Annotated in this window: 9 protein-coding genes; 2 read left to right on the top strand and 7 right to left on the bottom strand. The window is 33.7% G+C overall.

Annotated elements, in window-relative coordinates; translation table 11 throughout:
* Positions 1 to 681 precede the first annotated feature (681 nt).
* Positions 682 to 1,167 carry a nucleoside deaminase gene (locus ABU914_RS14375; RefSeq protein WP_379670397.1) on the bottom strand — a complete coding sequence of 162 codons (486 nt, stop codon included), beginning with the start codon at positions 1,165 to 1,167 and terminating at the stop codon, positions 682 to 684.
* 204 nt (positions 1,168 to 1,371) lie between these two features.
* Between ABU914_RS14375 and ABU914_RS14370 the strand changes: the two genes are divergently transcribed.
* Complete coding sequence (locus tag ABU914_RS14370; RefSeq protein WP_379670396.1) at positions 1,372 to 1,833, top strand: ferritin-like domain-containing protein; 462 nt, start codon at positions 1,372 to 1,374, stop codon at positions 1,831 to 1,833.
* A 44-nt stretch (positions 1,834 to 1,877) separates the two neighbouring features.
* Positions 1,878 to 2,282, top strand: coding sequence for a ferritin-like domain-containing protein (locus ABU914_RS14365; RefSeq protein ID WP_379670395.1), 405 nt, complete (start codon positions 1,878 to 1,880; stop codon positions 2,280 to 2,282).
* A 440-nt stretch (positions 2,283 to 2,722) separates the two neighbouring features.
* Here ABU914_RS14365 and ABU914_RS14360 read toward each other — a convergent pair whose 3' ends face one another.
* The 6 genes from ABU914_RS14360 to ABU914_RS14335 form a co-directional block, all read right to left on the bottom strand.
* Complete coding sequence (locus tag ABU914_RS14360; protein ID WP_379670394.1) at positions 2,723 to 5,611, bottom strand: DEAD/DEAH box helicase; 2,889 nt, start codon at positions 5,609 to 5,611, stop codon at positions 2,723 to 2,725.
* A gap of 159 nt (positions 5,612 to 5,770) precedes the next feature.
* Positions 5,771 to 7,972, bottom strand: coding sequence for a hypothetical protein (locus ABU914_RS14355; RefSeq protein ID WP_379670393.1), 2,202 nt, complete (start codon positions 7,970 to 7,972; stop codon positions 5,771 to 5,773).
* A gap of 296 nt (positions 7,973 to 8,268) precedes the next feature.
* Entirely contained in the window at positions 8,269 to 11,283 is a 3,015-nt protein-coding gene (locus tag ABU914_RS14350; RefSeq protein WP_379670392.1) for a type I restriction endonuclease subunit R, read from the bottom strand.
* 13 nt (positions 11,284 to 11,296) lie between these two features.
* Positions 11,297 to 12,532, bottom strand: a complete 1,236-nt coding sequence (locus ABU914_RS14345) for a restriction endonuclease subunit S (RefSeq protein WP_379670391.1) — start codon at positions 12,530 to 12,532, stop codon at positions 11,297 to 11,299.
* Positions 12,525 to 14,309, bottom strand: coding sequence for a type I restriction-modification system subunit M (locus ABU914_RS14340; RefSeq protein ID WP_379670390.1), 1,785 nt, complete (start codon positions 14,307 to 14,309; stop codon positions 12,525 to 12,527). The genes ABU914_RS14345 and ABU914_RS14340 overlap by 8 nt, the downstream gene beginning before the upstream one ends.
* A 194-nt stretch (positions 14,310 to 14,503) precedes the next feature.
* Entirely contained in the window at positions 14,504 to 15,790 is a 1,287-nt protein-coding gene (locus ABU914_RS14335; protein WP_379670389.1) for an N-6 DNA methylase, read from the bottom strand.
* Positions 15,791 to 15,822 lie beyond the last annotated feature (32 nt).

Raw genomic sequence — 15,822 nt, 5'->3', positions numbered from 1 at the left:
AATGGATCAATTTTGAAACCAATCAAGTGGATCAAAATTAAATTGCGAAGTGGATCACTTTTCACTTGCGAAATACAATTAGAAATGGGAACAATCATTGAGACATCGGTATATAAACATATCCACGCCTTTTTTATGATCAACACCCGTCAATTGGATATTTCCGGGGTGCTAAAACTCAAAAAGAAATCGACATCGTTGTTTCTTTCCCAATTAGTCACATCTTAATAGAAATTAAGTATAGACAAAATTCTACTGTATCCGAAAAAAAGGCGATTGTAGAATGGGCAAATGATCCTCAAACAAAAGGAGCGATTGTCGTCACTCGTGGTGACGATGATTTTGGAATAACAAAGCATAAAACGAATACAAAAATCGTCCGTATTCCCGCGTTTGCTTTCCTATACTTATTGGGATATGCAAAAAAAGAAGGCTACGAACAATGACAAAACCTTTCTATACTGTATCAAACCATCTTAGCCGAAACCGATTGGCTAGCTTAATAGTTTAATTTTTTTCTTCACTTGTAAATTTTTCCATAAGAAAAGCACCTCTAATAGTTAGATTTAGCTGTATGTCTAACAATTAGGGGGCAATTTATATCTGTGCTGTTTTTTTCACTTATTCTATTAACGATAACATTAATGCTCATCGTAGACATGATTATCAGGTTAACCATTGTCATAAACGTCGGTTTGCATAGAACTGACGATGGAGTTCGCGAACTTGTTCGGCTAGTTCGGGAACTGGTCCATCAACTATTGTATCGCGAATCACATCTTGAATCGAAAGATTCCGAACGCGCGAAGGAGGGACCCCCATGTCACTCAACCATTGAACCAACTGTTCAGAAGAACTTGCATACACGATCCGACCTAAACCAACCCAACCGTGAGCAGCAGCGCACATCGGGCAATGTTCACCAGAAGTATATACCGTCGCCTTGCTTCTCTCTTCAGGTGTCATGTTATTGGCTGCCCATCGTGCGATAGCAAATTCTGGATGTTGCGTATGGTCACCGCCTGCTACGTGATTATGATCTTCGAAAAGCACTTCTCCATCGGCAGAAACGAGTACTGAACCAAATGGCTCATCCCCTTTCTCTAGGGCTGTTTTTGCTAATTCAACACAACGTCGCAAATGCTGCAAATCTGAATCACGTATCAACATTGACTCCTCCTCGTCCCTTTTCGCATTTTTATTTTTACATCAACCTTCCACAATAAACTCTCTATCTGATTAAAAAAAACCAACACATCTGTATAAAAATTATAACATATCTAAATATCGAAAAAGAAAAGGATAAATATGCACGATTACCCACTCTAGATACATATAATATTTTGATTGTTAAAACAAAGGAGGACAATGATGAATATAAATCAACAATATGATGTTCCATATCATGATGCTTTTTATCGGATGGTACCAGATACTCAACTATTAAAAGATATTCAAAAAGCAATTAATGGAGAATATAGTGCCATTGCTTGTTACAAAAAATTAGCCAGCATGACGCCAACGCAAGATGAAAGGGATAAAATATTAGAAATCCAAAAAGATGAAAAACGACATCTTGATGAGTTCAGCAAGATTTATACATTTTTAACAGGCAGACAACCAACTTATCAAATCGTTGAAACTTGTCCAAACAAGTATAGAGAAGGAATTGAATTCGCCTTTAAAGATGAACAAGAGACTGTAGATTTTTATTTAGATATCGCAGATCGAGCACAAGACTTTACGATCAAAGATAGATTTCGGCGTGCGGCTTCAGATGAACAAAATCACGCTGTTTGGTTTTTGTTTTTTTTTCGAAAGAACCAAAAGTAAAGGATACTGAAAGACAAATTGAAAACTATGGTGCTAATGGAGCTTTGAACGCGGTATCGTTATCTTTACCCGAAATGTTGACCTATGCCCTCCAAGACGAATATTTGGCTCAAGCTAGATATAATAACGTAATAGAAAACTTTGGACACTTACGGACATTTGTACAAATTCAAGAAGCAGAAATGAGACATATCCAAGCACTGTTACCGCTTTTTAATCGTTATCAAGTCCCATTACCTCAGAATGTTTCTCAATCGTTTGTTACAACCCCAGAAAATGTAAAAGCTGCGTATGCAGCAGGTGTTCAAGGAGAAATTGATAATATCTCCATGTATGAAAGATTTTTATCACAAAGCATACCGAATGATGTAAGAATGGTGTTCTCACAGCTACGTAATGCTTCTTTAAACCATTTAGCTGCATTTGAAAGAGGGCTTTCTAGGCATTAGTTATAGGGCGAGTGATTTCGTCGTCCCTATGTTCTGTTTTGTTATTAACATTATTGTTTATGAAAGACAACATAAAGGTTTCCTTCCAGACTTATACCTTTCATGCCTCCCTCAATAAAGTAAAGATATCTTCCAAATGCTCGCTTATTCTCAAAATTTCATAGATACTGTTTTACACCTAACAGCACTTCCACCTTATAAAAGGGTAATTTTGAGTCCTCCTTGGTTTTCTAATTTCGGAGTCGATGCATCGACATCCTGTACTATACCAAGGAGGCTATTTTTTGTTAAACCTCAAATTTCTTCATTACAAGAATGCTTTCTAATTAAGCATAAATTGACCTCCCAGCTACTTATGGTACGGTTCACCGTGGTGATTTAAGAGGCAAAAAATGAGCTTGGGAATTTTCTCCCCAACGCTCATTTTTATTGTATATTAATCAGCTTCCCCAAATCTCAAATTCGTTTGCTGAACCTGAATGTTTTATATAATGATTAGTTGCAGCTAACAATTCTGCTATTTTATCTCTCATTTTATGATTAAACTTAACAGATGGTTGTACAGCTATAATCTTAGCTTTTGATACTTTATTTGTTTGAAGGTCATTTACCAAGTCATTGTAGTTTCCTAAAATAAATTTACAGTAACCCGATTTATTTCTACTTATTATTTTTGTTCTAAATACAGATTTTGTCTTCAACCATATTATAGACTTTATTGATTGACCTACAACATCATAAATATCATTTACAGAGTTATTATAAGTTTTTCCTTTCATGGCTTTTACATGATAAAAATGTATATTAATCTCGGAAGCAGTAATACTTATTCCTATAAAATCAGCCACTTCTCCTGTTCCGTGATCGTAAATCAGATGATCATACCCTACATCTCCTAAAAGTTTTTCTAGAGCATCGTGTATAGAAATCATACCTGACTTCGCAGTGCTTCCAAATTCTACAGTAACATCTGTTTTTAATTCCTCCCATTTCACTTCCTTGATTAAGTCAGGTACAAATTGTTCAACTTTAAAGTTACTTTTTGCTAATTCTCCATCAGTAACTAAACATAAATCGGTAGTTAGCATTTCTAATGGATTGCCATTTAAATAATCTGACAATCTTTGTTGATGCTTTCCAACTTGTAGAAGAAATTCGTTATCCTTTTGAACTGATGTTACTTTTCCTTCAACTGAGAGGGAATATAAATAACTTGTATCTTCAAAGTTACAATAGAATTGTATTTCATTTTTAGTAACTGCAGAAATACCTAATTCTATGTCCAATATCGTCTTCTCACTTATCTTTCCTTTTAATATCAAATTACGTGGATTTGAGTAAGTATTATTAGACCATTTAATACAGAATATTGTTTCCGGAAACTTTATAAGTTTTTCTGGAATTGGAACAAAATCATATGCTGTATTCGTTTTAACAACAAGTTCTTTGTCATTTATTTTTAATGCATTTATACGACACCATTCTATAAATTCTTTTATAGAGCCATATGTACTACTCCATATTTTAGAACCACTACTGTAACCAAGTGTCGTTTCTACCCCATTATTACTCGCTTTACAAAACACGTGTCCAGCAGCATATAACTTACCTGTGGCAGGATCGTATGTGTTACTTACATCAGGACCAGAACTAATAATATAAGACTCCTCATTTGATACACGGTTTTGCAAACCCGAATTGAAAATTTCAAAATTCATCATGCCACCTAATACTTTATGTAATTCATTCCTACTTATTTTCTGAAAGGAATCTTCTCCACAATATGCATCTGCAACCATATAATATAAATTTTCATTTTTAAGCTGTGAGTTAATGAATAACAAGTTAGTCTCATGTGAATAGTAAAGTACTACTAAATAATAACTCTGATCATATAATTCACTTTGAGTAGTTGCCCATCTAGGAACAACTAACTCCTTTAATATAACTATAACAGTGCTATTTTCTTTATTTACTAGAACACCTTCTATTTTCAGACCCATTTCTGGAAAGTTCGCATTAATGTCAAAAGAAGCTGTTCGAAATATTTTTGCATGGAAGTTAGGCCTTAAATGAGATATTTCGTTAATAATTTCCCTAGATGCATCTGATTCTAAAGTAAAGCTATTTATAAATTGCTGATTTTCCTCTTCTTGGGTAATCTGAGATTCAGATAGATTAATAATAATATCTTTCCAGATAGCATCTTGCGAAAATAATTTATGATTTTCAAGCACGAAATCCTCATCATTAATTGCTATAAACTTTGCAACACCAATATTATCAGCATTAGTTCTCGCAAATCTACCAATAAACTGTAATGTTACTGCAAGAGATTTATGTGGAGAATGAATAGCGCCTATTTTTAAATTCGGGAAATCAAATCCTTCTGCCATCATATCCACACAAATAACTCCATCTAATCTGCCATCTTTCAATTTATTAATAATTGTTTTAACCGTTTTAGAAGAAAGCCTGCTATGTACAATTTCTAGTTTTAATTCAGTATTTGTTTTATAGACTTGTAATAGTTCTTTTGATTCTTCTATTGAACCCGCCCTCACCATCAAAGAATGCCTATATCCTTTTAATTTATCCTCATAGAATATTTTCTCAGCTTCAACAGCAATTTTTACATCTCGGTTTTCATTGGCATCTATTTTAACAGGGATAAAGGTAATTTCACCGAATATTTTATCTTCATAGGCTTGAGATAGAGAATAGGAATATATTAAATCTGCTTTAATTTTCTTATTATCTAACCTAAAGGGGGTAGCAGTAAACAATATTCTTTTGGTATTAGTAAAGTTCTCAAGTGCCTCTCGCCATTTCTTAGCTGGTTCATGATGCGCTTCATCAACTAATATTAGATCAAATTCACCTTTTATTTCTGTACTTATTGAAAGGTTATACGCCCCATGTGGTGTAGCAACAATAACATCACTATGTTTAATAGTATCTATATGATTCTCAATTTTAGTATCTGTAAGTTCAAAAACATTTGGATTCATGCAAATCTCTGGCAATACATTGATATCTTTAAGTGTTATTAGATTTCTAAAATCCTCTGCAATTTGATTCCTAACCAAAATTGAGGGTGTAATAATTAATACTTTTCTTGATTCCAATAAATACGGACTTATCATAATTACTGCTGTTTTACCCGTTCCTGTTGGTAATACCACTAATGCTTGATTACTATTTTCCTTTGTGAAATAGGAAGCTATTGCATGTACTGCCCCCAACTGAGCTTTTCGTAGTCCCTTATAATTATCTTTTGCTTTTCTAAACTGTAAGTTCTCGTAGTTTTCTAGAAAGTAATGATACATTTTATCCTCCTGCAAAATTAGCTCTTTTTGAAAACCTTTCTAAAACATCGACCCTAAGTATCTAGTAACACTTCCTTTATCTATGTCGTACTTTCACAAAATTGCATTAGAGGTTCACTATATTCCCGTATTTATGAAAATAACTCTAACTTCTGATTGCTATTCAAATTCTTTAATATTACGTGACTTACTTATCTGTTCTCTAGTAATTTTAAGCCGGTTATATGCAGACTCTGGTAAAGCTTGAAATTGTTCCGGGCCTATAATGTGCGTAATAACTTTTTTTAATTCCTTTTTATTATTGACACCAACTACTACGCAATAGGTTGGTTCATCTTCATATAGAACTCTCTCCATCAAAAATCTCTTGCGTTGCACAACATCTTTAAATATCTTATTGGATGTATGTAGTAGGAATATCGATATGATTGGCAATTCTCGGATTCCATCACCTTTTTTATAGTTAGGCGACATATATGGAGTTAATATTGCTTTACGCCTTCTAAATTCTAATAGTTTCTTACTTCTAGACGTAAGGAACTCGCTAAGGTTATCCCTCGAATTTGAGTCTAATAAAAGAAGGTATCTAGCTACTCGTATACACATATTATCTCTAGTACTGTCTAATAAATTTATGAGCTGTTCAAACACGAACTCCATCTCTTGTTTAGGTTTTTCTGCTGGTCCTATTAATAAATCTAGAAAGATTTCCCTTTCATCATCATCATCATCAAGATTAGAATTGATTTTTCTTGCCATGTAGGCATCAATTTCTTCTCTATGACTATCAATATATATTTCTCCTATGTCTTCTTCCTCACTAGCAATCTCGCTAATATGCGTAGAATAATCATTATAAGCAAAATACATCCCTATATGGTCTAATTCATCATTTAGTTTTATATATGGATTTCTAGTAGCTTTGCTCCTTTGATATAAGTAATTTAAGAACAAACTTGGGGAACTAAATAATTCAGGGTATACCCTCAAATCGTTTACAGAAACACACCAGACAGGCAGATCACTATTTTGGATAAACTCTGTCTTTTCTATTCGAGATGCTATTTCGTTAAAATCATCTAAAGTAACACAACAAGCTTGAATGAACTTTATATTCTCAATAGCAGTAATCAATTTATAACGTTTTTTACTCTCTTTTTGATAAATCTCTATCTTTTCTGCCTTCTTATATTCCTCATAAAACCGTAGAGATTGTTCATAGGGGTTTTTCGCCAAATCATTCAATGATTTTTTGTAGGCCTCTTCATCGGAAAAGGGCGAAACAGGTGATAATGCTCCACCCTTAACTTCAATAATTATCATTACATCATCAAATAGGATAATACCGTCACATTCACACCATTCATTCTTCCCATTTGCCCCAACTGGTGCTTTATAAAATATATTTTGATAGGTTCTGGCTGTAGGCAAAATTGTTTTAAATAGTTTAAAAGGCAATTCCTCTGATAAATCTTTTTGGATGTCATTTATCTTATTTGTTATACTTCCATTTTTCCTTCTCAAGGCTCTTAAAACCGTTCTGTAAAAGTTATCTATTAAATTATCAATAGAAAAACAATAATATTTATCCCCTATACCAATAAAGGGCTTGTATTTTATAGGGGGTTCTTTTATCATCACTTGTAAATCATTTTCATAAAAGTCTTTGCATTCGCCTTGTTGAAGTGATAATTCCTTAATAAACTCTTGAGGCCAACCTGTAATACTTTCAACATTAAAGTATTCAGCTAAATGTAAGAATACATTTTCTGTTAGTTCTTTTTCAGGTGAAGCACCACTATCTAGCAAAACTTCCATAAATCCCATTGTGCGCAAATGTCTACTGATTGCTAAAAGCCCTTCTACTAAATCCATACTTGTAATTCCAAAATTCTCATCTAAAAGATCTGTATATGGAGACAACATATCTGTAAAATGGTCTTTTTCAAAGAAGGGATACAATGTTCCAGAAACATTCATTTGCATACCTTGTGAATACTTAATCAAGTCATCCTTCTGTGTAAGATGTACATACATAGTGGCAGCAGTAAACAGACTTTCCAGTAATTCCATATATTCATTTATTTCATTTTTATCTAAGCATCTAGTTCCTGTGTTTAGGTCACTACTTACTATAAGACTTTGCGTAATATCAAGCATTTTGTTCTCAAAAGGGCTAATATTACCATGAACCGAAGCCTCAATATCTCCAAGATGTTTAAAAAACTTTAAAACATGCAACTGAACCATAATTATTAGGGGATTGGCTTTAGATATTGTGCTTCTAATCTTTGTAAGACCTTCCGCTATATTTTTCTCCCACTTTGTTATATCAGTAAAAGGGAACCCAGTGTCATTCATCTATTCATCTCCTACTTGTAGAATTGTTTAAGGATTCACTAAGTTCGTAGCGAGTTTAATGATATTTTTATATAAAAATATCAGTCATCTCTTAAAAGTTCTAACCCTTTCTAGAAATGACTGACATTGCTGTTTTTTTCAATATTAACCTTTTTAGATTGCTACTTGCTGTATATCTCTATTCCTACTTCCGATACTTCACATTCACTTTGCTTATACATAAAGGCACCAAATATTAGACCTTAATTTTAGGGATAGCAAAGCTCTATTAAATTCCTTTAATACTGTATTCCAACTTACACTTCTGACCGCAATGTTTTATAAACATCCGCAGCAATAAATGCATAGACAGTCTTAAAGTACGAATCGTCAGATCCAATCAATCTTTGATAGGCTTCTGTATTCTTCGTGTACTCATCCATTACTCGATCAAGGAAGACATCTTTAAACAAGCTGTTTTCAAACATTTCTTGGCTATTATTTTTAGCCATGTTTACTATTTTTGCATCTACTTCTTGAGTAAATGCCTTGTGCAATGTTTCCACAATTACTCGATCTTGTGGAGAGAAATCATCTGGAAACCGCTCGTTAATTCGATGAATAATCTCTTCTAACGAATCACGCTCTTCAACTGGTTTAACGTTGGCATTGAATTCTTTAGGATGGCTTAACGTGCCGCCCTCTTCACTTTCAGCAACAAGCATAATCTCGCCTTCAAAGTCCTTTTGCAGCTTATAATATTCAAGCTTTACTTTATCTGCTATATCCACCTTTTCACGCTTTTCTTTAGGGATAAACTTTAATAAATAACTTGCGTAAATGTTTTCTTCTAGTAATTCCATATCAAATGTACGATCTAGCTGTGCAACATAGTTGTACCATTTACCAAAGTTACGCAATGTCACTCTAAATTCATATTGGGTGTCTTCTGGTAAGTCTTCATAACGCTGAATGACAGGCTTGAATAAACTAGATATGCGACCTAATAAACGCTCATCTTGCTTCTTTTGTGCTTGTTTCACTAATTTCATCACTTGTGCAATATCATCATCATTGTACAATGCAAATTTACGTAATTTACTTTGTGTATCGTATATTAAATTTAAATTTACTTCTTCCTTTAATGTCGTAACTTCATAAAAAGGCTGGAATGCTTCCAATATTTCCTCTTCCGTATTAACAAAATCTAAAATGAACGTATCTTTCTTTCCCGGCATTGTTCGATTTAAACGAGAAAGTGTCTGTACAGCCTTCACTCCGCGTAATTTTTTATCGACAAACATCGTATGAAGTAAAGGCTCGTCAAAGCCTGTTTGATATTTCTCTGCAACGATTAATAAATTAAAGTCATCACCATGAAATGTTTCTTTTAACTGATTTTCTTTAACCCGTTCTCCATCTTTCGTTACGTTCAAATTCGACTCCGTATATTCTTTGTCATCATCTGTAACAGTACCTGAAAAAGCAACAAGGACATCGAGGTCTGTATAGCCTTTTTCTTTAATGTAACCCTTAAATTCTTTCATATAACGAACCGCATGGAGGCGCGATGGGGTAACTATCATTGCTTTAGCCCTGCCACCAATTGCCTTTTTTGTTACCTCTCTAAACTGTTCAACCATTACTTCTGTTTTTTGTCGCAATACCCAAGGATGAAATGATTGATACCTTGCGATTGCCCGAACTGCTTCCGTTTTCGGTAATTCAGGGTTTTCTTCTATTTCTTTTGCAATACGATAAGAAGTTTTATATGTCATATAATTTTTTAATACGTCTAAAATAAAACCCTCTTCAATCGCTTGTCTCATGCTATAAACATGAAAAGGTCTAAAGCTACCATCTGCTTGTTTTGTACCAAACATTTCAATCGTCTTTTCTTTTGGGGTAGCAGTAAAGGCAAAGAAACTTAAATTATGGTGTTGTCCTTGTGATAATAACGTTTGAACGAGCTGATCTTGGTCATCTAATGTTTGGTTTTCAATATCTTCTTCAATTTCTTGATACTCTTTAAGCGATGCTTGTTTATCTGCTAGGGCTTGTTTTAACTTCTGTGCGCTTCTTCCAGTTTGCGAGGAATGTGCTTCATCAACTATAATCGCAAATCTTCTTCCCTCTACTGTATCGACTTCTTGATAAATGACAGGGAACTTTTGTAGTGTTGTAATGATGATTTTCTTTTTATCGTTAATTGCATTTTTTAGGTCTTGAGATGATTTATTATCGCCAATTGTTTCAACTTGTCCCGTAGTATGTTCAAAACTTGTAATCGTGTCCTGTAACTGTCGGTCTAATATTGTCCGGTCTGTAACGATAATAATAGATGAATAGATTGGATTGTTCTCTCTATCATGCAAAGAAGCTAAATGGTACGCTAACCATGCGATACTATTCGATTTCCCCGAACCTGCAGAATGTTGAATAAGATAATTCTTCCCTGAACCATGTTCTGCTACATCTTGTACAAGCTTATTAACGACATCCAATTGATGGTAGCGAGGGAATATTAATATATTCTTTTTCATTTCAAAATTCATGAACCGTTCAATAATATCCATCAATTGATTACGATGCAGAACTTGTTCCCATAAATATGCAGTAGGGTATCCGTCTGTATTATGGGGGTTACCTTTCCCACCAACTTCTCCAGCACCATTAGATCCCTGATTAAAGGGTAAGAAGTATGTTTTGTTTTTTTCTAGTTTGGTTGTCATATATACTTCAAAGTGATCAACAGCAAAATACACTAGGAATCGTTTATTAAATTGAAATACAAGTTCACTCGGATCACGATTTGTTTCAAATTGCAGTTTTGCATGTTCAACATTTTGTCCAGTATATTGGTTTTTTAATTCTAAAGCGACAAGAGGAATACCATTTACGGCCAATACCATATCGATTGTGTTTCGGTTTTTGCTACTGTATGCAAACTGACGAATACATTGAAAACGATTTGCTTCAAATTGTTTAATATTTTCATAACTTAAAGAAGAAACAGGTCGAAAATAAACAACTTTAAATGACACACCACGATCTTTAATTCCTTTTCGTAGTACATGCAAAAGACCATGCGCATTTACTTCTTCATTAAATCGTTTTATAAACTTTGTTTCAGCATCGGAACGATAAATCTTTTCGTAACGTTTCCAAGCTTTTGGTTGGGTTTCACGAATAAAAGACAATAGAACAGAGACATCCATCCCTAGTTGTGGGTCATATTTTGTATCTTTGAAGGCAACTGACTCCCAGCCGCCCTCATTTGTCAAGCTAGTTTCAATATCCCTTTCGAAACGCTCTTCTTTGTTTTCAAGCACATTCCATACCCCCTCATACTTCTTTTTTTCCGGTTACATATTCGTAGATGAGAGATTTTTTGTACTTTTCAAGCTCATCGATGATTTTTTCTTTTTCATTTACAAGATTATCTATATTTGTAGCTTTTTTTTCTACATATTTTACAATCTCATCTTGAATACTTTTTGAAGGTAAAATAATAGGCAGTTTTTTTATATCGTTAAAAGTAACATTTTGTCGGACACCGCTTCCCATACCATAAAATCCTTTATAAATATCAAATGAATGTAATAAGAGTTGAATATATTTTGGGTTTATAATATCTGTGTGACTAGTTCGGATGGTAATATATGCTGATGTTATTATTCCTTTCTCAGTTACAAATCCTGTTCTTAAACTAGTTTTATCATTTTGCAAATCTGTCATTCTTAGTACTATATCCCCAAAACGCACAATATTGTAGCCACTAAAATTTGCAGGTAACAGGCCGTCCGATGTGTTTATATCTCTTTTAATGATAGAACCATAAGATAAAGATAATAAGTTTTTTTCCTGCATATCTGTATTTTTATCTTTTACTTGATTAAAAAAGTTCCCTATTTTTCTTACGTTCCAATCTATTGGTACTTTCCCCATCCATTCAATCACACTATCCTTCATTTCAGCATTCGGGTCTAATCCTTTTGTAACCACTTCTGTAATAATAGATTGTTTATAATCTTTTAACTCCAAGATGGATTTTTTATTTTCTTTTATAATGTTATTTATTTTTCCAACCTTTTCGCTTAAAAGGTCAACTATCTTCTGCTGTTCATCCAAAGGAGGAACAGCTACCCTATATGGGGAAATTTGTAGTGTTGATAATTGACCGACGGCTGAACTGTCAGTATTGAATACTAAAACATCATTAATAAAGTATGTGTAATACTCTGGAGAGCAATGTAGCTTGGGTACTAATACCAATAATCTTATAATGGCATCAAATGGTTCGTTTCTAAAAAATGCTCTACCAATTTCTCCTCTTCCACTAACAGTAATGCTATTTTTAGGAAACACAGGTTTAGAAGTATATGAATATACTTTAAATTCATCCTTAGTGTTTGTGTACACTGGATAAGGGTGATTTTCGTCCTTTTCTAACTGATAAAATTCATGCTTTGCATCTCCCCCAGCACTAATAAAAAATAATCGATGTAAAGGTGCAATCTGCCAATGGGATGGTATCTCCCCAATCCATTCTACACCCGAATCTTTCATTTCTTTAGCCAACATTACTCACATCCTTACCTGATAAAGCTTTGAAGTTTGCAACAATTGATTCTTCTAATTTTTTAATACGTTCTGCTATTACCTCCGAAGGTTCTGGTGGGCTATATTTATAAAACAAACGTGTAAACGGAATTTCATAACCAACTTTATCTTTTTTTCGATCCATCCAAGCATCTGGATTAAATGGTAATACTTCACGTTCAAAATAGGCATCGATATCTTCTTTTAAAGGAACTTCTTCTATATCACGCAATTCCGGGTCTGCTACCGGTTTATTTTTCTTTAAGATAATATTCCCATCTTCATCACGTTGTGGGCTTTCAACCGTAACTCGTGTATATCCAAAATCTTCATTATCAAAAATCTTTGACTCTACTATTTTTTCATCGACTCTATATTCCTTATTATCAAATTCGCCATATGCTTGCACAATCATATTTCTACATTCCTCTGAAATATCGACACGCTTTTCCCCTATGTTTTTTCTTCGTTTTTCATACATTTTGGAAGCATCAATCAATTGTACTTTCCCTTCACGTTCAGGCGATTTGTTTTTCGTAATAACCCATATGTATGTAGATATACCTGTGTTATAAAACAAGTCATTCGGTAATTGAACAATTGCTTCTAACCAGTCATTTTCAATAACATACTGACGAATACTACTCTCGCCACCACCTGCATTACCTGAAAATAGTGCAGAGCCATTATGGATAATTGCCATTCTACCAGTCTCTTTTAACTTTGAAATACCATTTAATTGAAAGAGCAATTGGCCATCACTTATCTTCGGAAGTCCTACGCCGAAACGTCCATTTTCACCTAATGCATGTTCATCTTTTACTGCCTTTTGATCCCTTTTCCAGTCGCTTCCAAACGGTGGATTGGAGATACAGTAATCAAATTCATATCCTTCAAATTGATCATTTGATAATGTACTTCCTAAAGCCATATTGTCTGGATTTCCACCGCGAATCATTGTATCTGCTTTGGCAATAGCATATGTTTCCGGGTTTAATTCTTGTCCATATGTTCTTACCTCTGCATTTTCATTAAAATCACGGATACGTTCTTGCATTGCTGATAGCATTTGTGACGTTCCCATCGTTTGGTCGTACACAGTTTTTACAACATCTTCTCCTGTTAACGTATCTCTATCTTCAATTAATAATAAATCTGTCATTAAATAGATAATATCTCGACTTGTAAAATGTTCCCCTGCTTCTTCATTATAACTTTCTGAAAATTTACGAACTAATTCCTCAAAAATATATCCCATATCTGTACTTGTTACTTTATCTGGGCCAAGATATGATTCCTTTTTATTAAATTCTTGAATAACATGGAATAGCGCATCATTTTCAGCTAATGTAGAAATTTCAACATCGAATTTAAAGTTAGCTAAAATATCTAGCATGTTATCTGAGAAGCTATTTAAGTAAGCTCGGAAGTTTGTTTCTATATTTGTTGGGTCCGCAAGCAGCGTATCAAATGTATATACACTTGTATTGTAAAATGAATAACCCGATGCTTGTGTTAAGAAACGATGACGAAATGCATCGTTCATTTCTTTATACTGTTCTGAAGCCTTCAATACTTTTTCCCGTGTTGGTAATAACGTGTCGTGAAGACGTTTAATTACGGTCATGGGTAAAATCACTTTTCCATATTCATGTGGCTTGTATAGGCCTCTTAATATATCAGCAACGTTCCAAATTAAATTGGCTTGTTTTTGCACGTTTATCGTTGTTTGTGTGTTACGTTGATTTTCTGTCATAATTTTTCTTTCCTTTCTCAATTCCTCAAATTATTTACCTGTATTTATATATAATAGGTTTATTGGGTCCCCCATTTTATGAAGTATTAAAGAAATGGGGGAGAACAAATGGAAATCCTTTTGTTTATTAATAAAAAACCTATAGATAAGTGACTGCTAGTAAAATCATTTCTTATAAGTTGACTTAGATTTAATTAATACAATTCCTCAATAACATTTCTAAACCCCATCTTAGTATAAGCACTTAACTTCCCGTGCCTTAATATTTCATGTGCTTGTTGGAGCAAATCCATATATTTCAGTTCAGCATCTTTTACTGTCTGTACTATTTTCTCTTGATCATTTAAATCAATATCAGGAAACTCAATATCCTCAATGTCCCGCGTTGTTAATGCTTTTACAGTTCCACCCTTTTTCATTCCCTCAATGAGAGCCACACCAACTGGACTATCAAGGAAAACTTTAATGTACTCCGGCTTATATGCCTTATCCTTAATTCTAATTCTTATAAACATATTAGATAGTACTAAAGGTTCGTTATGGTCGGGAACAATTGCCACTTTATAAGCTGTTCCACGACTAGCTATAATAATGTCACCACTCTCAACCATATAACGTTCAGCATTATTAACTGGAATTACTTCAATACTTTCTAAGTCTATTTTACCATCTTCTACATCCTTTAGTTGGATAACCTTATATCCTTTTTGGCCTTCTTTAATTGTATTCTTTGACGGTAAGTTAACTCCGCGCGATAATTGGGCTATCTCTTTTAAAGTCCTCTTATTTTTAACCTTTTCATCATATACAGCTTTATTTATAATGACATCACCAAATTGGGTTTCCACAGTTTGGCTTGTAAAATATTGATTTGGATTTAAATTAAATTCATTCTCTATAATCTCCGGCAGTTTAACAATTTTAACATCATCTGTATCTGTTGAAGAACGTTCATACATAGCAACAATTGTTTCAATATTGTCTTGTGTTAAATAATGTTGTGATCGTACTTTGCTTGTAGACTGTTCTTCGGCATTTATAAACAAAACTTGTTGATTTCTACTTGAATGTTTCTTATTATTTAATACTAGTAGCACAGTTTGAATCGTTGTATACGACAAGAGTTTATTTGGTAATAATACAATAGCCTCGATAATATCATTGTTGACAATATATTCTCTAAATGCCCTTTCAGCATGAGAACTTCTTGATAATACTCCTACAGGAACTATTACAGCGGCTTTTCCTGTTTCATTCAAAGATGCAACTGTATGTTGTAAAAACGCTAGATCACCATGCATTCTACTGATTTTTCCCATTCTACCGCTAAAACGGCCATAAGGATCATAATCCATCATTTGTAAATTGTTTAATTTCAAACCAAAGGGCTGATTCATCGCAATATAATCGGTACCGTCAAGAATTTTGTGTAAGTCGATAGGGCTCTCACTTGAACTGTCAATATAATGGTGCTTAAGCAACCTTAACAACTATACAAAAAATGTCAGAAGGT

Origin of the sequence: Pueribacillus sp. YX66 (assembly GCF_041725775.1) — a bacterium.
Taxonomy (GTDB): domain Bacteria; phylum Bacillota; class Bacilli; order Bacillales; family UBA6769; genus Pueribacillus.
The sequence above is the reverse complement of the archived record's forward strand: the minus strand, read 5'-3'. Positions and strand labels throughout refer to the sequence as shown.